The 26,066-nt window shown below is 63.6% G+C and carries 15 protein-coding genes; 5 read left to right on the forward strand and 10 right to left on the reverse strand.

Annotation, left to right across the window (positions count from 1 at the left end; genetic code table 11):
- Positions 1 to 38: 38 nt before the first annotated feature.
- The 3 genes from FIV42_RS01730 to FIV42_RS01740 form a co-directional block, all read right to left on the reverse strand.
- Positions 39 to 6,368: a HAMP domain-containing protein gene (locus tag FIV42_RS01730; RefSeq protein ID WP_222615358.1), complete on the reverse strand. Its 6,330-nt coding sequence runs from the start codon at positions 6,366 to 6,368 to the stop codon at positions 39 to 41.
- The gene (locus FIV42_RS01735) at positions 6,352 to 8,016 is read right to left on the reverse strand and encodes a response regulator (protein WP_168210324.1); all 1,665 of its coding nucleotides are present in this window, start codon (positions 8,014 to 8,016) and stop codon (positions 6,352 to 6,354) included. The genes FIV42_RS01730 and FIV42_RS01735 overlap by 17 nt, the downstream gene beginning before the upstream one ends.
- 205 nt (positions 8,017 to 8,221) lie before the next feature.
- Positions 8,222 to 10,027, reverse strand: coding sequence for a glycoside hydrolase family 88 protein (locus tag FIV42_RS01740; RefSeq protein ID WP_141195999.1), 1,806 nt, complete (start codon positions 10,025 to 10,027; stop codon positions 8,222 to 8,224).
- A 283-nt stretch (positions 10,028 to 10,310) separates the two neighbouring features.
- Here FIV42_RS01740 and FIV42_RS01745 point away from each other — a divergent pair, with 283 nt between their 5' ends.
- On the forward strand, positions 10,311 to 11,384 hold the full coding sequence (locus tag FIV42_RS01745) for a squalene/phytoene synthase family protein (protein ID WP_168210325.1): 1,074 nt from the start codon (positions 10,311 to 10,313) through the stop codon (positions 11,382 to 11,384).
- Here the strand turns inward: FIV42_RS01745 and FIV42_RS01750 are convergent, their stop codons facing one another.
- A complete protein-coding gene (locus FIV42_RS01750) occupies positions 11,385 to 12,224 on the reverse strand; it encodes a tetratricopeptide repeat protein (protein ID WP_141196001.1) in 840 nt (279 codons plus the stop codon).
- A gap of 27 nt (positions 12,225 to 12,251) precedes the next feature.
- Positions 12,252 to 12,944, reverse strand: a complete 693-nt coding sequence (locus FIV42_RS01755; protein ID WP_141196002.1) for a hypothetical protein — start codon at positions 12,942 to 12,944, stop codon at positions 12,252 to 12,254.
- Between the two features lie 323 nt (positions 12,945 to 13,267).
- Between FIV42_RS01755 and FIV42_RS01765 the strand changes: the two genes are divergently transcribed.
- Both FIV42_RS01765 and FIV42_RS01770 read left to right on the forward strand, forming a co-directional pair.
- Positions 13,268 to 14,932 carry an ATP-binding protein gene (locus tag FIV42_RS01765; RefSeq protein ID WP_141196003.1) on the forward strand — a complete coding sequence of 555 codons (1,665 nt, stop codon included), beginning with the start codon at positions 13,268 to 13,270 and terminating at the stop codon, positions 14,930 to 14,932.
- A 102-nt stretch (positions 14,933 to 15,034) separates the two neighbouring features.
- Entirely contained in the window at positions 15,035 to 16,741 is a 1,707-nt protein-coding gene (locus FIV42_RS01770; RefSeq protein WP_141196004.1) for a cellulase family glycosylhydrolase, read from the forward strand.
- Positions 16,742 to 16,987: 246 nt separating this feature from the next.
- Here FIV42_RS01770 and FIV42_RS01775 read toward each other — a convergent pair whose 3' ends face one another.
- The 5 genes from FIV42_RS01775 to FIV42_RS01795 all read right to left on the reverse strand — a co-directional run bounded on the left by FIV42_RS01775 (position 16,988) and on the right by FIV42_RS01795 (position 22,679).
- Positions 16,988 to 17,284, reverse strand: coding sequence for a hypothetical protein (locus FIV42_RS01775; protein ID WP_141196005.1), 297 nt, complete (start codon positions 17,282 to 17,284; stop codon positions 16,988 to 16,990).
- A 103-nt stretch (positions 17,285 to 17,387) separates the two neighbouring features.
- Positions 17,388 to 18,878 carry a hypothetical protein gene (locus tag FIV42_RS01780; RefSeq protein ID WP_141196006.1) on the reverse strand — a complete coding sequence of 497 codons (1,491 nt, stop codon included), beginning with the start codon at positions 18,876 to 18,878 and terminating at the stop codon, positions 17,388 to 17,390.
- A gap of 568 nt (positions 18,879 to 19,446) precedes the next feature.
- Positions 19,447 to 20,514, reverse strand: coding sequence for an IS110 family transposase (locus FIV42_RS01785; protein WP_141196007.1), 1,068 nt, complete (start codon positions 20,512 to 20,514; stop codon positions 19,447 to 19,449).
- A 481-nt stretch (positions 20,515 to 20,995) separates the two neighbouring features.
- Positions 20,996 to 22,174 (reverse strand): hypothetical protein, encoded by a 1,179-nt coding sequence (locus tag FIV42_RS01790; RefSeq protein WP_141196008.1) that lies wholly within the window; start codon positions 22,172 to 22,174, stop codon positions 20,996 to 20,998.
- Entirely contained in the window at positions 22,164 to 22,679 is a 516-nt protein-coding gene (locus tag FIV42_RS01795) for a DUF4365 domain-containing protein (RefSeq protein ID WP_168210326.1), read from the reverse strand. The genes FIV42_RS01790 and FIV42_RS01795 overlap by 11 nt, the downstream gene beginning before the upstream one ends.
- 508 nt (positions 22,680 to 23,187) lie before the next feature.
- Between FIV42_RS01795 and FIV42_RS01800 the strand changes: the two genes are divergently transcribed.
- Both FIV42_RS01800 and FIV42_RS01805 read left to right on the forward strand, forming a co-directional pair.
- A complete protein-coding gene (locus FIV42_RS01800) occupies positions 23,188 to 24,660 on the forward strand; it encodes an HTH domain-containing protein (RefSeq protein WP_141196010.1) in 1,473 nt (490 codons plus the stop codon).
- Between the two features lie 45 nt (positions 24,661 to 24,705).
- Positions 24,706 to 25,881: a hypothetical protein gene (locus tag FIV42_RS01805; RefSeq protein ID WP_141196011.1), complete on the forward strand. Its 1,176-nt coding sequence runs from the start codon at positions 24,706 to 24,708 to the stop codon at positions 25,879 to 25,881.
- Positions 25,882 to 26,066 lie beyond the last annotated feature (185 nt).

Raw genomic sequence — 26,066 nt, forward strand, 5'->3', positions numbered from 1 at the left:
CGCTCACACACTCCGCCCGCGCCCTAAACCCGAGGCGCTCACCGCACTTCCCCCTGCTCCGTCCATTCCGACTCCGCCAAACGAACCCGAAGCATCGCGACCAAATGCTCGGCGTCGACGGGTTTGGTTATGTAGTCGGTCGCCCCGGCGTTCAAGCACTTCTCGCGGTCTCCCATCATCGCCTTGGCGGTCAGCGCGATGATCGGAAGATTGCTGAAATCCGAGCGCGAGCGAATCCGACGCGTCGTTTCGTAGCCGTCCATGCCCGGCATCATGATATCCATCAAGACCAGATCGACGCCTTCGAGTTTGGACAGCCCTTCCTCCCCGCTCTCGGCGAATATGACCTCGAGGCCGTGCTCTTCGAGGAGCGCGGTGATGGCAAAGATATTTCGCACGTCGTCATCGACGACCAAGACGCGCTTTCCGTGGAACTCCGGCCCCCCTCGCGACGTCTCTTTGATAACCCTCGCCCCCGCCTTGGTCAGCCACTGGTCATCGCGATGCAACAGCATCGTGGCCTCGTAGAACAGGTGCTCGGCCGTGTTCGTCAGGCGCAAGAGGACGTGCTCGCCCAGTCTGCGGAGCACACCGGAGTCGGCCGGCTCGACTTCATCGCCACAGAACAAGACCATCGACGGGCGATCCAACCTGTTCTGCGCGGAGAGCGCGGCGATGAACCGATCGACATCATCGGTGAGCCGCTCGACCGGGGCGGCGACACAATCGAACGATTCTCCCTCGAGCTGGCATGCCGCCTGCGCGAGCGTCGGCACATGCACCGTCTCGACGTCGCCGTTGCCAAACTTGTCGGGCAACACCTGGAAGTCGGCGCCGACGACGAGCAGGCGACGCTCTGCGCGGTCGACGAAGCTCCGGAGTCGCTCGACGACCTGCTCGAGCTCTGTGTCATCGGCGCTGCGCTGCACGGTCGACCAGGCGCGGAGGCTCGGCCTTGGCTGCAGGCTCGACTCGTTGAGGACCAAGCACGCGGGCACATGACGGATGCGAGGGTCGTGCTTGAACTGGTCGAGCAAGACCCGCCCGTCCATGTCGGCGAGCGCCGTGTCGATGAGCAGCGCATCGGGCGTGACCTCCGAGATCATGGCCCGCGCGTCCGAGCCCTCGGAGGTGAGTACGCATTTAAAGCCCGCCGCCCGCCCCGCCTCGACCAGGCGACGCGAGAGCGACTCATAGGAGGCCACGATCAACACCACGCGGTCGCCCACGCCGATATCGTTGCGGTCGTCCCGCGGGGGCCGCGACGTGCCGAGATCGACGGCCATCTTCATGTGGTCGCCGGCGTAATGGTTGCTGGGCGCCACCTCGTCGAGGGTCGAGGAGCGCTCGGTGCGCTGCGCGCTTCTGTACAGCCGCGGCAGGTAGAGCCGAAACGTGCTGCCGACGCCAGGTTCACTCTCGACGCTCAACTCGCCGCCGAGCAGGCGCACGAGCTCTCGGCTGATCGACAGCCCCAGCCCGGTGCCCGCATATTTTCGGCTGGTGCCCCCGTCGGCCTGCTGGAACGCCTCGAAGATGATCTGCTGCTTCTCCTCGGGAATGCCGATGCCGGTATCCTCGACCTCGAAGCAGATCACCTGGTCGGCCATCTCGAGCGACTCGCTGCCGTGCTCCCACTCCTTGGGCCGCGCCTCGCGCGCTCGAAGCGTCACGCTGCCCGACTCGGTGAACTTGATGGCGTTCGACAGCAGATTTCGCAGCACCTGGCGAAGGCGCATATCGTCGGTAATCATCACGTCCGGAAGCTCGGGCTTGATGTCGACGAAGAGCTCCAAGCCGCGCTCTTTGGCCAGTTGGCGGAAGCTGCCGTCGACGTACTCGTACAGGTCTTCGAAGCGCACCTCGCGAACCTCCACGGTCATGGTGCCCGATTCGACCTTGGCCAAGTCGAGGATTTCGTTGATCAGCGCCAGCAGGTCCGAGCCTGCCTGGTGGATGGTCGTGGCGTACTGAACCTGGCGGCTGTCGAGGTTGTGCTCGACGTTCTCGGCGAGCTTTTTGGACAAGATCAGCAGGCTGTTGAGCGGCGTGCGCAACTCGTGGGACATATTCGCCAGGAACTGAGACTTGTACTTCGAGGTCAACGCCAGCTGGCCGGCCTTCTCCTCGAGCTCCTGCTTGGCCATCTCGACCTCACGGTTTTTGCGCTCGACCTCGTCGCGCTGGGCGGTGAGCTGCTGGGCCTTGTGCTCGAGCTCCTCGTTGGTCTGCTGGAGCTCTTGCTGCTGAGCTTGCAGTTCCTGCGCCATCGCCTGTGACTGGCGCAGCAGCTCGTCGGTACGCATCGTCGCCTCGATGGTCGCGATGACGATGCCCAAACTCTCGATGAGCTGATCGATAAAGGCGATTTGAATGGCGGTGAAGTCCTCGAAAGACGCCATCTCGATGACGCCTTTGACGTCGCCCTCGAACAGCACCGGGACCACGACGATATTGAGCGGCGCGGCCTCGCCGAGCGCCGAGCCAATGACGACGTAGTCGCCGGGCACGTTCGAAATGAGGATGCGCCGCTTCTCGAGCGCAGCCTGGCCGACCATGCTCTCCCCCAAGCGATACTCGTTGGCCAAGTGCTTTCGGCGGTTGAACGCGTAGGAGGCAAACAGCTTCAGAATCGGCTCGTCATCCTCGTCGGTTTGCATCATGTAAAAGGCGCCGTGCTGGGCCTCGACGGTCTGGGCGAGCTCGTCCAAGACCTGGCGGGCGACCGTCATCAGGTCGCGCTGGCCCTGGAGCATGCGGGTAAAGCGGGTCAGGTTCGTCTTGAGCCAGTCCTGCTCCTCGTTGACCCGCGTGGTCTCGGCCAGCGTGCGAATCATCTGGTTGATATTGTCCTTGAGCTCGGCGACCTCGCCTCGCGCCTCGACGTCAATCGTTCGCGTCAGGTCACCTTTGGTCACCGCGGTGGCGACGTCGCCAATCGCGCGAACCTGTCGGGTCAGGTTACCGGCCAGCTCGTTGACGTTGTTCGTCAGGTCTCGCCAGATGCCGGCAGCGCCCGGAACGTCGGCCTGACCGCCCAGCTTACCCTCGACGCCGACGTCGCGCGCCACGCCCGAGACCTGGTCGGCGAAGGTCGACAGCGTGACGATCATGTCGTTGATGGTTTGGACCAGCGCGTAAATCTCGCCCTTCGCGTCGAGCTGCAACTGCTGCTTCAGGTCACCGTTTGCGACCGCGGTCACGATGCGAGCAATCCCGCGGACCTGCTCGGTGAGGTTACGCGCCATGACGTTGACGTTGTCGGTCAGCTCTCGCCAGGTGCCGCTGACCCCTCGGACCTCGGCCTGGCCGCCCAGCTCACCTTCGAGGCCGACCTCGCGCGACACACGCGTCACCTCGTCGGCGAACGAGCTCAGCTGGTCGACCATCGTGTTGATGGTGTTCTTGAGCTGCTGAATCTCGCCTTTGACCTCGACCGTAATCTTTTGCGACAGGTCGCCGTTTGCGACCGCCGTGGTCACGCGGGCGATATCGCGGACCTGGTCGGTCAGGTTCGAGGCCATCATGTTGACGTTGTCGGTCAACTCCTTCCAGATACCGGACGCACCGCGCACCTCGGCCTGTCCGCCCAGCTTACCCTCGACACCGACGTCGCGGGCGACCCGGGTCACCTCGTCGGCAAAGGAGCTGAGCTGGTCGACCATGCCGTTGATGGTGTTCTTGAGCTCCAAGAGTTCGCCGCGCACCTCGACGGTAATCTTTCGGCCCAAGTCACCTTGCGCGATCGCCGTGGCGACCTGCGAGATGTCGCGGACCTGAGCGGTCAGGTTCGAGCCCATCAAGTTGACGTTGTCGGTCAACTCCTTCCAGATGCCGCGCGCGCCCTCGACTTCGGCCTGGCCACCCAGTTTACCCTCGGTGCCGACCTCACGGGCGACTCGGGTGACCTCCTCGGCAAACGAGTTGAGCTGGTCGACCATCGTGTTGATGGTGTTTTTGAGCTCGAGAATCTCGCCTCGCGCGTCGACGACGATCTTCTTTCGAAGGTCACCTTCGGCAATCGCCGAGGCGACCTGCGAGATATTACGGACCTGGTCGGTCAGGTTGGTCGCCATCGAGTTGACGGCGTCAGTGAGGTCGCGCCAGGTGCCGCTGACCCCGCGAACGTCGGCCTGTCCGCCCAGCTTACCCTCGACGCCGACCTCACTTGCCAGTCGGGTGACCTCGGCGGCGAACGAACTGAGCTGGTCGACCATCGTGTTGACGGTGTTCTTGAGCTCGAGAATCTCGCCTCGCGCCTCGACCGTAATCTTTCGGGTCAGGTCACCGTTGGCGACCGCGGTCGTCACCCCAGCGATGTCACGCACCTGGTTGGTCAGGTTCGACGCCATCAGGTTGACGTTGTCGGTCAGCTCCTTCCAGATCCCCCGAACACCTTCGACTTCGGCCTGACCGCCCAGCTTACCTTCGACGCCGACCTCACGCGCCACACGCGTGACCTCGGCGCCGAACGCGTTGAGCTGGTCGACCATGTTGTTGATGGTCTCCTTGAGGTCTTGGACCTCGCCGCGCGCGTCGACCGTAATCTTTTTGGACAGGTCACCACTCGCGACCGCGGTGGCGACCTCGGCGATATTTCGCACCTGGTTTGTCAGGTTGGACGCCATCGAGTTGACGTTGTCGGTCAGCTCCTTCCAGATGCCCGACACGTCGTGGACCTGCGCCTGGCCGCCCAGCACACCCTCGGTGCCGACCTCGCGCGCCATTCGGTTGACCTCGTCAGCAAAGGAGCTGAGCGAATCGACCATCGCGTTGATGGTGTTCTTGAGCTGCAAAATCTCGCCGCGCACCTCGACGGTAATCTTCTTGGACAGGTCACCGTTGGCGACAGCGGTGGTAACCTCGGCGATGTCACGCACCTGGTCGGTCAGATTGCGGCCCATCGTGTTGACGTTGTCGGTCAGCTCCTTCCAGATGCCCGACACGCCTTTGACCTCCGCCTGGACGCCCAGCGTCCCCTCCGTACCGACGAGGCGCGCCACACGCGTCACCTCCGCCGAGAAGTGGTTGAGCTTGTCGACCGTGTCGTTGATCGTGTTTTTGAGGGCTTGGATCTCGCCGCGGGCGTCGACGGTGATCTTTTTGGACAGGTCACCCTCGGCAATCGCGGTGATGACCTCGGCGATATTTCGCACCTGGTTGGTCAGGTTGAGCGCCATCGAGTTGACGTTTTCGGTCAACTCCCTCCACACGCCCGACACGCCGCTAACCTCGGCCTGTCCGCCCAGCTTACCCTCGGTACCGACCTCACGAGAGACCCTGGTCACCTCGTCGGCGAACGAGCTGAGCTGGTCGACCATCTTGTTGATGGTGTTCTTGAGCTCGAGCATCTCGCCTTTGACCTCGACCGTAATCTTCTTGGAGAGGTCACCTTCGGCAATCGCGGTCGAGACTTCGGCGATATTTCGGACCTGACTGGTCAGGTTCGACGCCATCAGGTTGACGTTGTCGGTCAGCTCCTTCCAGACGCCCGAGACCCCACGGACCCGCGCCTGACCACCCAGAATACCCTCACTACCGACCTCACGCGCGACACGGGTGACCTCGTCGGCAAACGAGCCGAGCTGGTCGACCATGGTGTTGATGGTGTTTTTGAGTTCGAGAATCTCACCTTTAACCTCCATGTTGACGGTCTTGGTGAGGTCGCCCTGAGCAACCGCTGTGGTCACGCGAGCGATCTCGCGCACCTGCGCGGTCAGGTTCGAGGCCATCAAGTTGACGCTGTCGGTCAACTCCTTCCACGCCCCGCTGACTCCGGGCACGTTGGCCTGCGCGCCCAGCTTGCCCTCCATGCCCACTTCTTGAGCCACACGCGTGACCTCGGAGCCGAAGGTCGCCAGCTGCTCGACCATCCCATTGACGGCGCGTGCGTGGCGAAGAAAGTCGCCCTGCAGGTGCGTCTCGGCGTGGTCGATATCGACCGTCTGAGTCAGATCACCCTTGGCGACAGCGGTCACCACTCGCGCAATCTCGTCGCTGTGAGACGTCAGATCGTCGATCGTCTCGTTGACCGAGAAGACCAGCCGCGACCAGTCGCCCGACGATCCGTTGCCGCGCACACGGCGCTCGGTACGCCCCTTGACGCCGACCTCCTCACGCACCTCACCGATCTCTTCGACCAACCCCTCGGCATGCTGGGCGATCTCGTTGAACACCGTGCAGATCTCGCCGTCGAGCCCGGTCATCCGGTCGGGCAGACGCGCCGAAAAGTCGCCGCGTTGGAACTGTCGAAGCGCAGCCAGCAGCTCGGCTTTGTCGAGTTGATCGGCGCTGGTTTGCATGGTGGCGTCGGACGTGGGTGCCATTTGACCGCCGTCGGCTTGGGTGGACTCAGAGCTCGTTGTCATGATCGATTCCTCGAAGAATGCGCTTCAGTTCGTCTGGACGAGCAGGTTTGACAATGTGGGCGTCGAAGCCGGCGGCCCGGGAGCGCTCACGATCACGTGAGCTTCCAAATCCGGTCATGGCGATGAGCCGTGGGGTCGACTCGCGAAGGGTCTGGCGCACTTGGCGTGCGGCCTCATACCCGTCGACGCCGGGCATGCCGATATCCATGAGGACGACGTCCGGACGCTGCGCGACGACGAGCTCGACGCCCTCTTCGCCGCTCTTCGCGTCCGTCACCGTGTGCCCCCACGTCTCGAGAAGCATTCGCATCGGTTCGCGCACGTCTTGGTCATCGTCGACGAGCGCAATACTGAGCGGAGCATACTGCGGACTCTCGACCGCCTCCTTCTCCGCGCTCGGACCGCCGTCTTCGGCCGCCGATGCCTCGGTCACGAGCGGTAGACTCACGACGAATTCGCTCCCCGTCCCGGGTCCGTCGCTGCGCACGTCGACCGTGCCGCCGTGCATCTGCACGAGCCGGTGCACGAGCGTCAGCCCGAGGCCCAGCCCCTGGCCGTCGGTCTTCTCCTGGGTGAACAGCTCGAAGATGTGGTCGATGGCCTGCGGCTCGATGCCTCGCCCGTTGTCGGCGACCCGCAGGTGGGTTTGTGTCGACTCGGCGGTCAGCTCGACCTCGATGTGTCCGTCGGCCTCGGTGTATCGCACCGCGTTGCTCAAGAGGTTGGCGACGACTTGAATGAGCCGGTCGCGGTCGCCGTGGACCCACACCGGTGACTCCGGCGAGCTTATCTCGACCGCATGGCCGCGATCGGAGGTCGACAAGCACACGCTCTCGACGGCGTGTTCGACCGCCTCGCGCAGGTCCATTTGGCACTTGTCGAGGGCAATCTTGCCTTGCGAGATTCGCGAAATGTCGAGCAGGTCGTCGACCAAGCGTGTCAGATGATGGATCTGACGATTCATCAGCGTATGCGCCCCGGCAAACCTATCGTCGGGCACGTCGAGCGCGCCGATGAACTCGAGGCCTGCCACGATGGACGCCAGCGGGTTGCGAAGCTCGTGGCTGAGAATGGCCAGAAACTCGTCTTTGCGCCGATTCTCTTGACGAAGCTGCTCCGTCTCCCAGCGTCGGCGCTCTTCGGCCAGCTGCTGATCGTGTTCGCGGCGCTCCATCTCGCGGAGCCTGACCTGGTGGCTGCGCACCTCTTCCGTGCGCTCTTGGAGGGCGACGAAGACCGACGCCTTGGCTCTCAGCACCTCGGGCACGATCGGCTTGAACATGAAGTCGACCGCGCCCAGCCGGTAGCCGCGCAACACCTCGTCGTCGTCGCGTTCGTAGGCGGTGATGAAGATGATGGGGACATGGGCGCTGCGGTCGCGGCTTCGAATCAACCGGGCCGTCTCGAAACCGTCCATCTCGGGCATCTGGACGTCGAGCAGGATCAGCGCAAAGTCTTGCTCCAGCAGATGGCGAAGCGCCTCTCGCCCGGACTGCGCCTTGACGATCCGCCGCCCCAGGTCGCCCAACGCCACCTCGACTGCGGTCAGGTTGGCGGGATCATCGTCGATGACCAGAATATCGCGCACTTCGGCCTCACTGGCCTCACTCAAAGTCTCCGACAGACCTTCGCTGTTCCCTTGCGACATCCGAACCACCATCCGAATCATGAACTACAATAGAGTCAGGATTGGAGGTTCAGGCCAGCAGATCAACGGCACCAACGCATATTTTGCGCGATTTTAGGACTTCCCGGCGGTCCTTTTTATAGCTCTTTGCCCATTCGACAACGACAGGGGCGCGCCGGAGCCGCTCGTACGCAACACCTGCACGCCCCGTCACATAACCAAGCCTTTACAGGCACTTACCAGACCCGCCACCTTCACACGTCGCATCCCCCACGAGGTTGAATGGGAAGCTGCGCTCTCGGTTGGCGAGCTCGAGTCGATCCGCCGCGTTTTTATGAGGAGCTACATGGCGTAAAAAGTCGACTGCGTTGTACATCGCCGACAGGTGGTGCTGGGTGAAGTCGATGCGAATCGACTCGTCGTCGAGTCCGCGGCCGAACCCGCCGTTGGCGGCTTCGGGGTTGCGCCACGGCCAGGTATTCGACGGGCGATGCTGGAAGCTGAGCTGCAGCGCGGCGGTGCGGCGCACGATGGGCGCGCAGCGGCGCGCGATCCCTTCGTCCTCACGGCCGAGCTCGGCGCAGATGGTCGTGAGCGCCTCGAGGCGCGTCGGCGAGATGGAGAAATCGCCGTCTCGGCCTTCGTAGGCTCCGGCCACCACCGGGTCGTCGTCGAGCGTGGCCGACGTGGCCAGCATATGGTCGAGGTCGCGGTGCCAGACCCAGTCGAACTGCTTGTTGTCGCAGTCGCGGCGGTGCTCGCGAATCGTGTAGGCGTTCCACTGGTTGACGAACCGGTACTCCGTCGCCGGCATGTTGCGCGGCTCGTCGCGCAGCATGAACTCGAGCCCCTTGCGGCTCACGTCGCACACCGGGATATCCTCGAGGAAGGGCCGCGCGCGGTGCAGCGCGAACATCGCTTCGCCGGGGTAATAATCAGAGTCGAAGTCGGGGGCGAAGACCTCGCCGTTCTGGTGGAAGCTCTCGAATTTGCCCGTCTTCGGGTCCTGGGCCAAGTAGATATAGTTGGCGATCTGCTGCATCAGCTCGAGGTTGCTCGTGTCGCCGGTCAGCCGGGCGTGCTCGGCCAGGGCCAGCAGCCACAGCCCCGCCCCGCCCAGCTTGGCCTTGTTGTTCCACGGCTCGACCACGAAGCGAATCGTGCGCCCCTGCTTCTTCTCGGTGCGGCTGTGGCCGACGATCCAGTCGAGCGCGTACTCGCCGAGCTCGCGCAGCTTCTCGTCGCCGGTCAGCCCGTAGGCTTGCATGATCGACCAGCTCGAGCCGGCGTGGCGCAGCAGGTTGTACTCCTCGTCGACGTACTTGTCGCGGTAGGGATTGTACTCGTAATAAAAGCGCTTCTGCTCCTCGTCGCGCATCGTCTCGAACCACTTGGCGGCGCGGTGCACGCCCTCGGTCAGCGTCTCCTCGTCGATCTTGGCGTGGCGCTTGCGGTGGTAGCGAAACTCGGAGACCTCGCCGTCGCGCAGCACGAAGCCGCGCACGTCGTGCACCTGCACCGGCGTCTCGGCGCGCATATAGTCGGCGTCGCGTGACTGGCGCCGATAGACGTGCGGCAGCAGCGCAATCGCCTCCACCGACTCACCGGGGCGAACGCCGGTGAAGTCGAGCGGCGTGACCGCCTCGTGTGGCGCCCGGCGAATCACCAGTCCGTCGACGGTCGGACGGTAGGTATCCATGGCGTCGACCGCCGCCCACGGCTCCTTGTCCCCGCGCGGCGTGAGCCACTCGGCGGCGTAGACGCAATCGTCGTCGGGCGCGCCCATGTTGAAGCGGTGGGCGACCGCCTTGGCGAGCGCCTCTTCGGCCTCGGCGCCGGCCATCGAGCTGCGCTCTTCGATGCCGTCGCAATAGCTTCGAAAGACCACCAGGCCCTCGCCGTTGGCGGGCTGCTCGGCCTTGTCGAGCTCAGTCGACAGCAACTCGCAAATATTGGCAGCCTGCGCGGTCTGCAGGCGCTGACACGGGTCGACTTCATTTTGATGGCTGACATACCGATCGCATCCCCCCAACGATGCTATCGCAAGCCCGAAACAGACGACTGCCATACCGCGGACATATCCCCCCGACATACCTTCCCCCTGGTATTGGAAGTGGTTGATTGTGTAGCTCGAACGCTCTCGATGAAATGTAAGCGAGCCGCGCGCTCGCTCAAGGGGTGGGCGCCAAAGGAGTGGGCGGTTGGGCGACTGTTTACGCGCCCAGCCTTATTCCAACACGTGGAGAATAGACGGCGCATCGCATAGCCCCTAGGTTAACCAGACCATAACCTTACCGAGCAAACGAGAGGAGATGATGAGCACCGCGCCGAGCACCAACCTGCAGAAAAGCCCACCGCCCCCGCCGGCCCTCCGCGAAGAGGACGAGGCCTGGGCGTTTTGTTGGCACAGCCTGGTACAGGTCTCGCGCACGTTCTCCAAGCCCATCGAGCTTCTGCCTGCCGAGCTTCGCGCCGCGACGACCTGCGGCTACCTGCTGTGCCGCATCGCCGACACCGTCGAGGACGACCCGAACATGTCGCAGAGCGCACGCGACGAGCTGTTTACCGCGTTCCTCGCGGTGCTCGAAGACGGCGAGTCCCCCGCGCGTTTTTGCCAACTGGCGCACTCGCTGGAGGCCGACGCGCCTGAATTCGAGCTCGCCACGAACCTCGACCGCGTCCTGCGCGTCTTCGAGAAGCTCCCCGAGCCGATGCAAAGGGTGTGCGTACAGTGGACCGGCGAGATGGTGCGCGGCATGAGCCTGTACGGCCACCGCCAGCCCGGCGCCAACGGCGTCGTCACGCTCAACACCGTGGCCGACCTGGAGCGCTACTGCTACTTCGTGGCCGGCACCGTCGGCCGGCTCTTGACCGGCCTCTTCAGCCACGCCATCGACGACTTGAGCCACGAGCGCTTCACCCGCATGCACCAATACGCCGAGAGCTTCGGCCTCGGCCTGCAGATGGTCAATATCCTCAAGGACCAGACCGACGACTTGACCCGAGGCTGGTGCTTCATCCCGCAGACGCTGTGGCGCGCCCACGGGCTGACCCCAGCCGACATGCTCGACGAGACCCGTCACGACGACGCCCGGGCCGCCGTAGCGCCCGTCTTCGACACCGCCCGCGAGCACCTCGACGCCGCCCTCGAGTACACACTCGCCATCCCCGCCGAGCAGACCGGCATCCGCCTCTTCTGCCTGCTCCCCTTGTGGATGGCCGTGCGCACCCTGGCCGTCGCCGACGGCAACGAAGCGATGTTCGTCGCCGACGCACCGGTCAAGATCAGCCGCGACGAGGTCGGACGCCTCATCGCCTCGGCGACCCAACATGTCGCCGACGACGCCGCGCTGCGCGAGCAATACGCCAAATTGTGTAGGGTTGATTGATCAGAACCGCGAGCGAAACCCGACGCTCCATCCTTCCCCGTCGGCGCTCACGCTCACCTGGGCATCGCTGTCGCTCCCGCTCGACACGAGCCAATAGATGCCCAGGCCCGTGACCGCCGTGCCCAGAATGGCCGACGACAACGCCACGGTATTCAACGTGTCGCCGCGGTCACGCCGGTCGAGCGCCTCCTGGCGAGTGATCGCGCTCACCGACCCATCCGACGCACGCTTCGACTCGTCGAGCCCCTGCTCGACCGCATCGTACTCCTCCTCGGCCAACAACCAGAGCCCCGCGCTCGCCCCCAACAACACCACGCCGCCGGCCGTCGTGCTCCACCCGACCACGGGCGACATCCCCGACTCGGGCGGCTCCACCGGCTGAACGACCTCCTGCTCTTTCCCCTCCCCCTCTGCCTCCCCTACTTCCTCACCCTTCTCCTCACACTCCCCCTCCAACTCCTCGAGATACTGCTCCGCCTTCGCATTGATGAGCTTCGCAGGCGGCTCGTCGACCGCCGGGGCCGTCACCACCGACAGGTAGGCTTTGCGCGCCTCGTCGCACCTCCCCAGCTTCTGGTACGCACGCCCCAGGTTGAGCCACGTCACGTTGAGCTGTCCCAGCTCCAGCGACGCCTCCAGCAGACCGGCCGCCTTCTCGTAGTCCTCGGCCAGAATCGCCTCGACGGCCGACTGGTTGAGCTTGACCTGGTCGTCACTCGGGTTGGCCTGGGCATATTTCTCGATGGGCTGCTGCGCGAAAGACGCGCGCGGCAGGCCCACGCCGGCCGCGACCAGCGCAATGGCGAGGGCGGTGTTTTTGACTCGTTCGACACGATACATGGGGTTCCTTCTCGTCGCGGGGGCTGGCTAGCGGGTGCAAGCAGGACTCTGGGCGCCGGCGTTGTCGCAGTTGAGCTCGACCTCGACGCCTTCGATGGCGTCGGCGAGGTGGCCGAGGCGGCACTCGAGCGTGTCGAACTGCTCGCCTGCAACGGTGCCTTTGGGATACCCGTCACAGGCGTCGAGACAGTCCTGCGGGGTGTCAAATTGCCGGTTCCCGCCCGTGCAGGTGTCCATCAACTGGAAGCAATAGGAGAGGCATTTGCGGTCGGTGTCACCGCAGAACTGCACGCCGCGCGCCGAGGCGTGCGGGCAATGCGTGGAGGCGTCGCTGGCGGCCGCCTCGAGGTGATAGGCGCGACACTGCAGGGTGTTGCCGGTGGTGTCGCCCTCCTCACCGTTGGTCGGGTAGGTCCGGCACACCTCCATGCACTCGGGCTTGTCGCGGAAGGTGAACAGCGCCTCGATCTGGCTCGACGCACATCGCTGCAAAAAGGTGTCGCAATAGTCCGAGCACTGCTGCTCGACCTGCGCCTCGTCCGCACACAGCCCGGCCCGACACGTCAGCCCGTCGCCGCAATCGGCGTCCTCCGCACACTGAAACTGGACACGCTCGATGCCCAGGTCGCTCGAACACCCCGGCGCGACCAGCCCCCACCCCACGAGGACCACGAGCCACACGCCGATACGGCTCCAACTGCTCGACTGCTTCGACTTCACCAAGGGTTCCTCACGTTGCACGGACGACAAACCACGCTCTGATTCACTGGTCCTCCATACTACATCAATACCGCCGCGGCGCGAGCCCAAACCCCAGCCCCAGCCCCAGCCCCGCGACCGCACCCGTGTCCGTGTCCGCGACCACACCCGTGTCCGTGTCCGTGTCCGTGTCCGTGTCCGTGTCCGTGTCCGTAGCCGTACCCGTGTCCGTCCCCGTACCCCCACCAAAATGTTTACTTGCACCTGTGCCTCAGTGTTCTACCTTTCATCGAACCTCGCTCCGGGGGCGCATTCGACGACCACGACCCATTTCCGTGTCCTCTATGACCCCGTCCAAATCACAGCATCCACTGAACTTTCGTCGGCTCTTCGAGTCGGCGCCCGAGCCCTACCTGGTGCTCGACCCCGACTTCACCATCGTGGCGGTCAATGACGCCTACCTCGAGGCCACGCTGACCGAGCGTGACGCCATCGTCGGCCGGCACATATTCGACGTCTTTCCCGACAACCCCGACGACCCCGAGGCGACGGGCGTGGCCAACCTTCGCGCCTCCCTCGAGACGGTGCGCCGCGACAAGGTCGCCGACACGGTGGCCGTGCAAAAATACGATATCCGCCGCCCCGACGGCTCCTTCGAGACGCGCTACTGGAGCCCGCGCAACTCGCCGGTCTTCGACGACGACGGCGAGCTGTGCGAGATCATCCACCGCGTCGAGGACGTCACCGAGTTGATGCGGCTCAAAGAGAAGGAGAACTCCCTCGAGTCGAGCGTCACCGAGATGGAGGCCGAGCTCTACGATCGCAGCCAGGAGATTCAGCGCAAGAATCGACGCCTCGAAGAGATGGCCGAGCTGGCCCGGCGCGAGAGCCGCAACAAGGACCAGTTTTTGGCCATGCTCGGCCACGAGCTTCGCAACCCGATGGCGGCCATCTCCACGGCGACCTACGTGCTCAAGGATGCGCGCGACCAGCAGGCTCCCAACGAGCGCCTCGACTGGGGGCTCGACATCATCGAGCGCCAGTTGAAGCACCTGTCGCGCCTGGTCAACGACCTGCTCGACGTCGCGCGCATCAACGAGGGGCGCATCGAGCTGCAGCGCGAGCCGGTCCAGATCAACGAGATCGTCCGCGGCGCCCTCGAAATCGCCCGCCCCCTAATTAACAAGCGCAACCAGTCGCTCGACATCTTCCTGAGCGACGAGCCCGCCACCGTCATCGGCGACACGACGCGCTTGACGCAGGTCGTCTCCAACCTGCTGAACAACGCCTCCAAATACACCCCCAAGGGCGGCCACATCGCGGTGGGCGCCGGCGTCGAGAACGGCCTCCTCTTCGTCGAGGTCACCGACAACGGCAAGGGCATCGACGCCGAGCTTTTGCCCCACGTCTTCGACATGTTCCGCCAGGCCGAGGTCTCCATCGACCGCTCTCAGGGCGGCCTGGGGCTGGGGCTCACCCTCGTCAAAAAGCTCGTCGAGATGCACGACGGCACGGTCCAAGCCAGCAGCGAGGGCGAAGGACGAGGCAGCCGCTTCGTGGTGCACCTGCCCCTGGCCAGCGAGGCCTCGACCCCGCTCGACAAGACCGCCGGCGACGAACCCACCGGCCGCGCCCAGCGCGTCCTGGTCGTCGACGACAACACCGACGCCGCCGCGTCCCTGGCGATGCTGCTGCGTGTCGACGGCCACCAGGTCGAGGTCGCCCAGGACGGCGACGAAGCCGTCGACCTCGCCGAAAGCTTCTCCCCGCAGGTCGTCCTGCTCGACATCGCCCTGCCCGACTACGACGGCTACGAGGTCGCTCACCGACTGCGCCAACACACCTCGGCCAACAGCCTCTCGCTGGTGGCCGTCACCGGCTACGACGACGCCAGCGACCGTCGCAAGAGCGACGAAGCCGGCTTCGCCTACCACCTCGTCAAGCCGATCAATCACAAGCGGCTGCGCCAGGTCCTCCAGTGGATCTCCGAAGAGGGCCAGACCACCTGACCGCCCACCTAAAGCGCTGACTCGACTGGGGAATGTTACGCCCGCGCGACGACTACATGGGTCGCACAATTACGTGGTTGCAGTCCCCAAGCTCCGGTCGTCATGCGAAAAGTCAGTCTCGCGTACATCTCGTCGCTCCTCCTCGTCACCGCCGCCCTCGCCGGCTGCGCGTCGAAGTCCGACGTCGCCGAACAGAAGCCCGCCGAGCGCGTCGAGCACGTCACCCAATACGAACAATACGACAAAGTCGAAATCGCGCTGCCCCCCGGCGAAGCCGACGCCACCGCCAAATTCGTCGAGCCCGACGGCGACACCGTCGTGGTGGGCGCGTTCCCCGACGGTAGCGACAAAGATGGAAATCGTCGCCGCGTGCGCTTCACGCCCGTCGAAGTCGGCGGCTACGAATACACCATCGTCGAGGAAGGCGGCTCGGTCCTGGCCGAAGGCGAGTTCCGCACCGTCGCCTCCGACCACCCCGGCTTCGTGCGCGTCGACCCCGACGGCGGCTTCCCCGGCCTCGAGTTCGACGACGGCTCGCCGTTCATGCTGCTGGGCGAAAACCGCATCAACATCTACGACCCCACCTGGAACTACGAAAAGAAGGATATCCGCGAGTACGTCGAGTACATGGCCGACAACGGCATGACGACCCTGCGCGTGTTCGTCTTCTCGGACTGCGAGCACGAAGAATCCGACGACGGCCAGCAGCCCGGCTGCCTCGAGCCCGAGGTGGGCGAATTCGACGAGGAGGTTGCCCAACGCTTCGACGAGATCTTCGAGGCGGCCGAAGACGAGGGCATCTACGTGGTGTTGGTCCCCTGGGCCATCGGCTTCTCCCCCGAGCCCGACACCTGGAAGAGCTGGGCGGACAACCCCTACAACGTCGAGCGCGGCGGCCCCGCCGAAGACCGCTTCGACTTCTTCGACGACCCCGAGGTGCGCGAGCAGGCCTTCGAGCGCATCGAGTACGTCGTCGACCGCTGGGGCTACTCGCCGAACCTCTTGGCCATCGACCTGCTCAACGAGCCCGAGTGGGACGGCGAAATCGCCGAGACCGCCTGGACCCCGTGGGCCCGCGACATGGCCGCGCGCCTCGAGCGCATCGACCCCTACGACCACCTCGTGACCGTGGGCCCGGTCGGCCTGCACTGGAACGTCGAGGGCGACGAGACCAAGTGGTGGGCCGACGAAGCCAACGACCTCGTCCAATGGCACCGCTACGGCCCCGACATCTACAACGTCCACGACCTCGCCGCCGAGCTGACCATGCGCGTCGAGCAGACCCGCCGGTACGGCAAGCCCATCTTCTGCGGCGAGTTCGCCTACGGCGGCGAAGGCAAGCCCTACGACCACACCCAGGTCGGCATCTGGAGCCTGACGATGTCCGGCGCCGGCGCCCTGGCCCACAGCGCCCCGCAATTCAACGTCGACAGCGACCACCCGATGACGCCCCAACGCGCCCGCCACTTCGCCGTGCTCGACCGCTTCATGAAGCCGCTCCTAACCCGCGCCCCGCTTCGCGCCGACGACGTCGTCGAACACCCCGACGGCACCAAACGATGGACACTGCGCGGCGAGCGCGCCGTGGCGCTGTGGCTTATGGACGACCGCAAGTCGTACGGCGAATCGGTCACCGACACCACCGTCGACCTCGAGCTACCCGCCGGCCGCTGGAAGGTCGAATGGGTCGACGACGTCACCGGCGAAATCGTCCACACAACCACCGTCGGCACCTTCGGCGAGGCCGTCGAGCTGCAGGTCCCCGAATTCGAACGGCATATCGCCGCGCGGCTGTGGAAGGTGGCATAGAGACGTACGCCTTGCAGAAGGCCCACGCCCGCTATTGAAGTAATTATGATTGAAGGGCGGACGACTCGTGGCGTTTGCGCGAGGCGATGCGGAAGGGCCATAGCCACGTGGCTTAGCTGCAGGACCGCCGCCTCGCGCAAGCAGAGCGAATCGTCCGCCCTTCAATGTTAGTTCCACGTCAATAGCGGGCCTACCGCAGAACGACATCCAAGCCGACATCACCCGCCTCGAGGACGGCCGCTTCGGCTACTTTCTCTTCCGCGGCACAAACGTCGAATAGCCCCCGCTCACCCTCGTCTGCGCGCGCTTTGTTCGGTGCGTGGGCATCTTGCCCTCGTCTGCGAGCGCTGCAAGCACTCGCTTTGTTCGGTGCGTGGGCATCTTGCCCTCGTCCGCGAGCGCTGCAAGCACTCGCTTTGTTCGGTGCGTGGGCATCTTGCCCTCGTCTGCGAGCGCTGCAAGCACTCGCTTTGTTCGGTGCGTGGGCATCTTGCCCTCGTCTGCGAGCGCTGCAAGCACTCGCTTTGTTCGGTGCGTGGGCATCTTGCCCTCGTCTGCGAGCGCTGGAAGCACTCGCTCCGAAAGAGGCCGGCCGGGGGCACCGCCACGAACCGGCAATGCCTACACCGGAGCTTTCAAACGCACATCACCCCCCATGCCCTCCAACAACCTCCTCAACCTCCTCCCGCTGCTCCCGCTCCTCCCGAACAACCTCCTCCCGCCCCTCCTCCGAGAAATCAAAGACATACTCCTCACCACGCCCAACCTTCGACCGCGGACCGATATGGTCCTCGATCTGCCGAGCCGTCCAAACGAGCTCGTCGAAGGAGTGACCCAGCGCGATGCGCCGGGGGCCGGCGTCGAAGCTGTAGACGTACAGGGCGTCGAGCGTGTTCGGTTTGAAGTCGAGCCTGACGTCTTCGAATTTGTCGTAGGGGATGAAGGCGACGGACTCGAGGCCGAAGCGGCCGCGGCGATGGGTCAGGCCGCTGTTGTCGATCGAGAGTTGCTCGTGGAGCACGAGGGCGCTCAGCTCGCGCCACAGGTGCTCGGCGGCGCCGACCGCAAAGGCGAGCAGCAAGAAGACGGCCAGCGGCACGAGGATCCCGAAGATGGTGGTCCACCCCGTCAACGACACGCCCACGGCGATCGAGCCGGCGATGAGGGCCAGCGAGCCCAGCAAGAGCGCGCTCATGAAGAGCACCGCCACGCCTCTCTCGGCGCTCAGCCCCGGCCCGGGCAATTCGAGGCGAACGCCGTCGGGGATGTCGACGCGCTCGATGGCCGAGCCCTCGGGAAGCGCCGGCGACGCGTCGGCGCGCAGCGCCTCGGCGAACTCCTCTTGCGTGCGGCGTCGGTCGGCCTCCTCGGCCCCGCTGCGGCCCGGGCTGGACGCACGCGGCGAGTCGGCGGGGAGTTCGGCCATCCACGCGTCGTGCGCCGCATACGCCGGATTCTTGCCCACCGCCGCCTCACCGCCGGGCTCGTACCCGCCGCGGACCAGGCGCAAATAGGCGCCGACCTTGCGCTCCAACCAGGCCAATTCGCCGTTGTCGCCCACATCGAAGCCCAGCGCCCAACTGCTCTCCGACGCCAGCCCCTCGCCGAACACCCACCGCCCCCGGTCATCCTCGCCGGTGATATGCAGCCCCTCCCGCTCCAACTGCTCGGCCAACTCCGCGTGCTCGCCGTCCATCCGCGCACGCACCTGCGCAGTGGCGATGCGCGCCGAGGGCAGATAGACCGACTCGACCGCCCGCTCGACGCGGTGAGCCGCCGAACCGGAGGCGACCCGCTCGAGCTCGACCACCCCATCCTCGATGATAAGCCGCTCGGGCGCCGGCCCGGCCCTCCCGCTCGCGACCCACCCGAGCAAGAGCACCGAAAGCACGCCGAGCACCGCAGCGACCGCGGGCGACCAGAGCGCAACGCTCCCCACCCCGCCCAGCAACACGATCGCCTCCTTCCAGGGCGACCGGTGCTCGAAGCGAGGGCAATACACCTCCAGACGCCCCGGCGTCATCGTGACCTCGCAGTGAGGCATCGCCTCGAGGTGCTCGTTCGCCGCACGCCAATCCGCCCAGAAGGCTTTCCAAGCGGCCGGAGAGTGGTCGGGTTTTGCGGATTCGTCGCTCATGGGTCGAGCGGGGAGCTTAGATCATCGTCGATGGTTACGGTAGGGCGTCTGAGCGAGACACACAGGAGCGCGGCCAGCTTGGCCGCCTCCGGTCGCCGAGTGCGGGCATCGCCCGCCGAGTCGGCCGGACCGCACGACGAGGACCAAACGACGATCGACCCCTGCTACGGGCAACACCCCAGGGGTACTCGGTCGCTGCGCTCCTATGAAGAAGAAGGTCAAGAGCAGAGTGGTTCGTTCCAAGGGGCCCTCGTCTTTTGAGCTTCTAGCCCCCGGCAACACCGGTTGTGTCGTCCGGAACCCCCGTATGTTCGGAGATCTCCTGCGACAAGTCTGGGTGAATGCTCATGGGGGGCATTTATCTAAATCGGGTCGTAGCAAAAGTGCCGACCACGCTCCTATTTGGACCTCGAGGGCCAAGATAAGTTCTGGTCATGCGGGTGGACTAATCTCCCAGTGGAACTCGGCTGGCTTGAGCCGGCTCACGAAGCGACGAGAGTCTCTTCCCGACCAGGTCGTCCCACGCTGTTCACGGACTCGCCAGCTGGCGCTCCGAGTCAGGTGGACGTCACGACCCTCTTAGCACTGTCTTTTCTGCGTTGTAGTGTTCTCCTCGTTTCCAGATGGACAATAAGATCGACGCGAGCTTCCGGGCGATGGTCAGCCGGGCGATCTCCCGGTCCATCCCGTCATCGATCAGTGCAGCCTCATGTGCGCCCCATGCCGGGTCCGTCGTTGCGGCCGTCACTGCGGCGCCTTTGATGATATCTTTGAGCGGCCGGCTGTACTTGTTGTTGAGCCCCATCGTCTGGCCATTGTTCTTTCGCTCGAGGCCTTTTGCTCCTTGCCTCCAATCTGACGTGCTTCGATGCACGACAGCCAATCCGACATACTTGAAGAACTGGCGCTTGCCTCGAAACCGATGGGGGGTGCGCACCCAGCCGATGGTCGCGGCAGCTCGCTTATCACCGAATCCCGGGATGCTCTTGATCCATTCGAAGGCATCGAAGCGCCGAGCCTCAGCGATCATGTCTCGAAGGGCCTCGTCGACCAGTTCATCGAGCAGATCAAGCTGGACATAGAGTCGACGCCCTCGCTGTTGGATGCCGCGCCCTGGAAGCTTCTTGAGCAGTGTCTCGCGAGCCTTTTGATCACATGTGTAGCGCTCTTTGGCGTTTGTCCGAACACCGTAGCCGTCGAAGAGCCCGCATAAACGGTTTTTAATGCGCACTCGATCCGAGATGACCTGCTGATAACTCTTGACCAGATGGCGAATATCACGGCTGCTATGGGAGCCATGGTACACTGGCTTGAGGAATCCACCGCGGAGCAGATCAGCCAGGGTCTCCGCATCGATTTCGTCACTCTTGTCATCTTCGGCAATGAGCTTGTTTCGTCTCGGGTCACACACCACCAGCTTGTCGACAAGCGGATGCAGCGTATCCCACATCCAAGCAGCGTACGGAGACTCTTCAAAGGTCATGTGCACTGTACCGGGGATGGCCATGACCTGCGTCGACAGATTCTCTGCGCTGGTGTGGCCGACCCACTTGCTTACCGTCCTCCCTTGCTCGTCTTTGACCACAACGGTTGAGGTCGACTTGTGAATGTCTGCGCCAACGTACATAGTACTCATCACGCCTCCTTTTGGGTGAATGGTGGATTGGAATCGCAACCACACCGTACACCCTTCAGGGGGCGTTCTTCGATCCTATCTCCCAGCGCGCTCTCCGCCACCACCCGAAACTCCCCAGGCTCCGCGTCGGTAATCACAATCGGCGCATAGCTATCATCCGAGCTATCCGGCTCCAGCCGAATCTCAGTGTGCCGCCAGTTCCCGTCGGCCAATTGCTCTTTCTCGCTCCGATACACCTTCACCGTGTACTCGGCTCCGAGTTCCGCATCGTGAATATCTCGATGCTGCGCCAACACGACCTTGCCGTTGCGCGTGCTAGGCTTTGAGCACCGTCGCGTTCTTGTCGTCCTCTTCGGACATTTCGACTGACATCTACTGCTCCCCAGTACGTCTCAGTGAACGGGGGCAGCATCTCGCCAGCATGGAGTGGGCGCAAGCGCCATTTCTGGCGCGCCGCGCTGCCAGCCCACCTTACGCATAACTACGACAACGCATCCTCGACCGAGTCATCCAAAAGCGTGAGGCGGTCGTATGCCGTAATCTGATGGATGCGCGCTCGCCGATGCAGTGTGCCCCATATCTTGATGTGCCGGTTTGCAAAGTGGGCCTGGCCGGCCGTGGCGTAATCTTCGGCCTTCAGGTTCACCCGGGCAGTCAGCAGATCGTCGCCATCTTGCAGCCGAAGCGTGACCTGGCCCTGCGGCCGTCCGTCACTCCCCGGCGAGCCCGACAACTCGATGACCGTCCCGATGAACGAACTCTCTTCTGCCTCCCGTTGAGGACGCAGGCGATTGGCCAACTGCTCGACCACGTCGAAGTGCTCGGAGCGCAGCTCGACGCATGACGCGGGGGCATCGACGGGACGTCGTCGGGCTGCCCAGTGGGACGCGACGGTGAGCGAGGAGGTTCGCCCCGCCGGCTGCATCTCGAGAAGCGCATCACATAAGTTGGCGCTCAGGCGCTGTTCAGCGGGGCTTTCGAAGAGCGATTCGATCTCGTCGCGGTTCGTGCGAGTCACCAGCGCGTCGAGCGCTTTCATCAGCGATCCAGTGACCTTCCGAGTGAACGGCTCCGGAGCGAGGCGCTCGCCGTTTTCATCGGTCAAAGCCAACTGTTCGTCGCCCAGCTCCACAGGAACAGCGTCCAACGGGCAAATCACACGCGCTATGAAGCTCCCCGGCTCACTGGCGATTCGGCACGCCTTGATGAAGGTCGACGCTTCGGCCCTGCTAAGCCGCGCGTAATATGCTTGCGGATCCACGACCGAGCACGCCGAGGCGAGCAAGGCTTTTCGGGCGCCCCCGAAGAGGTTGAGGCCATCTTCGATGAGAATCGTCCCGTCGGCGACCGACGGGTCGTCGACTCGAAAGCGCACGACATCGGCCGGGCCGGTCAACAGGTCGTTGAGGACCTGCTCGGCGGCGCGCTCCTCGTAGCCGGCGATGTCGCTAATCGCCTCGGCCATACGCCGATACTGATGCTCGGGAAACTCCGGCGTCATCGGCACGACGACTTCCTGCCCGTCCCCATCGCGCCGAAACACGGCCACTTCGTCCGGCAAATCGGGAACGCGACGCCAGTCGTTCGCCAGCAGGTACTGACGAACGTCGGCCGCCTGCACCTTCTCGACGAGATGTCGGTCGAGACCTTTATAGCTCATTGCCGATCTCCTCGTAGCGTGACGCCTTGACCATCAGCGCGCGCAACTGCTCGGGCGAAAACACCTGCACCTGAGGGATCTCGATGCGTCGACTCGTCTCGTTATCGACCTCTTCGGCCCCTCGCAGGCTGTACCAATAACAACATCGACGCGCGACCAATTGTTCGGCCCCAAACTCCAGCCATTCGTCCTCGTTGGCCGGCAGCACCAGCACAACGAGCAACCGCGGTGTCTGCGAACGCTCGCGTAGCTCGTCGTAGTTCTTCATCTTGAGGTCGAAGACGACCTGACCTTCTCGAATTGTAGCGTTGGAGGTTGCTTTGAGCTGCAAGTCCAGCACGGGCGAGTAAACTTTCGAATCTTCGGCGAGCTTCCCCTTCGCTCGAATGGTTACGTCGATACTGTCGCGGTCCTTCGACACACGATCGCACGAGAACGCCGTCTTGCTGGCGACGGCGTGCACGTACGCGTAGCTGAGTTCTTCCTTGATGTCGTTGGTGCTCAACACGCTTCGGGCTTCACGCTGGGGTCTAGCCGACAACCGAGGCTAACTCGCCAAGGCCGGCGAGTCGAGCGAAACGCGAAGCACCTACAACAACGCCAACACCACCGGCGCCGCCGTCTTGACCACCGGCCACGCCTCCTCGGCGAACCACTCCAAGGCGTCGACCCCCGCTACGGGCAACGTCCGGCTCCCTCCGGTCCCCTCCCTCGCCCGCAGCTACAAGTTCCGTAACACCCGCAAGGGGTTCGAGACCGTCGACCCCGCACAAAACCACCTCTCGACCACTCGAAGCCACACCCACAACAGCTCGAAGCTGTCGGACTGAGCGAGCCCCCTCAACCCCGGAACCCCTTGTGGGTGAAAGAGAGCTTATAGCTGCGGGCGAGCATGGAGGCGGAGCCGACATGCGTTGCCCGTAGCGGGGATCGCCCACCTTCCCACTAGCAATTTCACCCAATATCACCGACAGTACCCCGTAAGAACACCACCCACGTTCAGGGGACGCCCGATGGCCGACGAACAACCCACCTTCGACGCCTATATCGCACCGCTCTTCGAGCTGCTCGCCGAGCATCCCGAAGGGCTGACCACAAAGCAGGCCTACGACAAAATCGCCACCCGCATCGGCCTCACCGAGAGCCAATGCGAGGAGCTCCTGCCCAGCGGTCACCAGCCAGTTCACCACAACCGCATCGGTTGGGCTCACGACCGTCTCAAGCGGGCCGGTCTCTCTCACAGCGTCAAGCGAGGCACTTGGGCGCTCACGCCGCAAGGGCGCGCAGTGCTCGACCATTACGACGGCACGGTTCCCGACGACCTGGCCGAAGCCCTCGCCAGGCCGCGCAGCCACGAGCTGCCCGAAGACGTCGTCGCGCTGGGCGCGCTGCAAAACGATGGTGGACAACCGGCTTTGGTCGAAAGCCCAGATGAAGAACTGGTCGAAGAAGCGCCCACGGAGACCTTCACGGTCGCCGAAGCCACAAAAATCGTCCTCGCCGACGCCGGCGAGCCCCTGCACTACGCCGAGATCACCAGGCGCATCATGGACCGCGGCCTCTGGACCACAGACGGCGCGACTCCCAAGGCGACGGTCGGCTCCGTGCTCGCAGTCGACATCAAAAACAAGGGCGAAGCCTCCGACTTCATGCGCACGAAGCCCGGCTACTACGACCTGAACCGAGACGGCCTCGAGAGCACCTCCGAAGTCGACATCATCGAACCCGACGATACCGCCGACACGGACGCAACCGGCCTGAGCTTCGACCCGTTCTCGTTCACCGACGCCGCCGAGCGCGTCCTGCAGGTCTTCGCCGACCGCGAGCCGATGCACTACCGCGACATCACCGACCGCGCCCTCGACCTGCGCCTGCTCGCCACGGAGAGCACAGACCCGTCGAGCACGATGTACACGTCGCTCCACCAGGAGACCAAACGCCGCAAAAACCGAGGCGATACGCCCCGCTTCGACCTGCTGGGCGACGGCATGGTCGGCCTGACCCGCTGGAACCAAACCGGCCTGACCGCCTACATCGAGGCCCACAACGAAAACGTCCGCCGCCGCCTCCACGACCAACTCCACGAGATGGACCCGACCGAGTTCGAAGAGCTCGTCGGCCAACTCCTCGTCGCCCTCGGCTTCGTCGAAGTCCACGTCACCACCCGCCAAAACGACGGCGGCATCGACGTCCGCGGCACCCTGGTCGTCGGCGATGTCATCCGCACCCGCATGGCCGTCCAGGTCAAACGCTGGAAGTCCAACATCCAGACGCCCATCGTCCAACAAGTCCGCGGAAGCCTCGGCTCACACGAGCAGGGCCTGATCATCACGACGAGCGATTTCAGCGCAGGAGCACGCAAGGAGGCGGAACGGCCCGATGCGGTTCCAGTGGGTCTTATGGACGGCGAGCAGTTGGTTAAGCTGCTCGTGGAGCATGGGCTCGGGGTGGAGAAGGATGAGTTGAATTTGTTGCGGTTGGGATAGCGAACGCAGCGAGGTCCCCCCACTTAAGAAGTATTCGAGGCAGTAATGGAGTTCAAAGTAAGCTACTACGACGCGGCACAGCGCGAGATTCTCGAAGCGCATGAGAAAAGCCCTTCAATCAACCGGCTAGTTCAACGGGGGTTGGAAATCTCGGCTGATGAGCTAATGGTTCATACGATGTTCTCAGAACAAATGAACGAAGATGGATTCCGAACCTACGAAGAGCTAGCTGCACAGGCTGGCTCACGTGTTGGCTGGTTTGAAAGTTACTTTAATTTCGGCGAGGACGGACTTTTCGCCCATCTCCCGCCTTCACGGGTGGAAAAGCGACTCACGCAAGGAATAGGTGAAGGAATCGCCATCATCGCAATGAATCGAATCTATGACCTAACTGAGGCTGACTGGGAAAGGATAGGCGAAAGAAACGACTCCAAGACGTTGGACCATCAATACGAACTGGCCAGCACAGGTCAACGTTTCGTCCAAGTTGAGGGCAAAGGCACCGTTCTCGGCCTCGATGGATTCGGACGAAAGACCGCGTCGATCTCACGGGCGAAATCCAGTATTCTCGCCAAGAAGGAGGAAAGCAGTAGCCCGATAGAAAGTGCCCCTTGCGACCGTTTTGGGGTCATCACTGCAATTCCTTCCGAACCCGGTGCCATACCAGACGTCTATCTCATCGACCCAGCAGGCGTCGCTCCCGATATAGCTCCACAAAAATACAAACTTCTTAGTCGGCTCTCTTACTATGAGCGACGACTTTCGTATGTGAGCAAATTTCACTTTCTAATGGTGCTCCGCAATCGTATCAACGCAATCCACGACAGCGAACAATTCGAAGACCTCGATGGCATCAAGCTTGTAGGGCAGGATGGTACACCATTCGGTTTCCCTCAAACTCGCGACTCGCTAGTGACAAGTCGCGGTGGTGAAGTATTTGGGCGCGTTCTACCAGTCTCTCAAGAGGAAGCGCTCTTTATTGGGTTCGAACAAAGACTTTTCTACACGTTGATTGGCCAGTCGTTCCAAGACGTGAACTCGTTCAAGATACACCGCCACGAGGTTGTGATTGATACTTTCGTTACGACAACAATTCCCGGAGCAGATGGCCGCTCGAGACTACGAGTCAGAGGGCGAGCACACCTAAACTCGGCAGGAATTGCTTTCGGCCAGGTAGATCTGTCGCGTCCGTATTCGAGACGTTACTTCAGAAAGTCATAACTAAGCGTCTCGAATGGTCAATGTACCATAGATTTGCGTCTTCAACCCGAGAACGCTTTAGTCGCATCAACGTCTGACGCGTACCGCTCGATGGAGTTATCTCAGCCACACATCCGCGAATTGAGTTTTCCCGCGCTACGGAATAGGTCAAGTCCCAAACTCTGTGTAAATCGCCTTCCGCTGGC

The sequence above is a fragment of the Persicimonas caeni genome (genome assembly GCF_006517175.1).
Classification (GTDB): domain Bacteria; phylum Myxococcota_A; class Bradymonadia; order Bradymonadales; family Bradymonadaceae; genus Persicimonas; species Persicimonas caeni.

Bases quoted from the DNA above. Each gene is read 5' to 3' on its own strand.
- FIV42_RS01730 (WP_222615358.1), bottom strand. From the start codon at position 6,368: ATGACAACGAGCTCTGAGTCCACCCAAGCCGACGGCGGTCAAATGGCA.
- FIV42_RS01735 (WP_168210324.1), bottom strand. From the start codon at position 8,016: ATGTCGCAAGGGAACAGCGAAGGTCTGTCGGAGACTTTGAGTGAGGCC.
- FIV42_RS01745 (WP_168210325.1), top strand. From the start codon at position 10,311: ATGAGCACCGCGCCGAGCACCAACCTGCAGAAAAGCCCACCGCCCCCG.
- FIV42_RS01750 (WP_141196001.1), bottom strand. From the start codon at position 12,224: ATGTATCGTGTCGAACGAGTCAAAAACACCGCCCTCGCCATTGCGCTG.
- FIV42_RS01765 (WP_141196003.1), top strand. From the start codon at position 13,268: ATGACCCCGTCCAAATCACAGCATCCACTGAACTTTCGTCGGCTCTTC.
- FIV42_RS01770 (WP_141196004.1), top strand. From the start codon at position 15,035: ATGCGAAAAGTCAGTCTCGCGTACATCTCGTCGCTCCTCCTCGTCACC.
- FIV42_RS01775 (WP_141196005.1), bottom strand. From the start codon at position 17,284: ATGCCCACGCACCGAACAAAGCGAGTGCTTGCAGCGCTCGCAGACGAG.
- FIV42_RS01780 (WP_141196006.1), bottom strand. From the start codon at position 18,878: ATGAGCGACGAATCCGCAAAACCCGACCACTCTCCGGCCGCTTGGAAA.
- FIV42_RS01785 (WP_141196007.1), bottom strand. From the start codon at position 20,514: ATGAGTACTATGTACGTTGGCGCAGACATTCACAAGTCGACCTCAACC.
- FIV42_RS01790 (WP_141196008.1), bottom strand. From the start codon at position 22,174: ATGAGCTATAAAGGTCTCGACCGACATCTCGTCGAGAAGGTGCAGGCG.
- FIV42_RS01800 (WP_141196010.1), top strand. From the start codon at position 23,188: ATGGCCGACGAACAACCCACCTTCGACGCCTATATCGCACCGCTCTTC.
- FIV42_RS01805 (WP_141196011.1), top strand. From the start codon at position 24,706: ATGGAGTTCAAAGTAAGCTACTACGACGCGGCACAGCGCGAGATTCTC.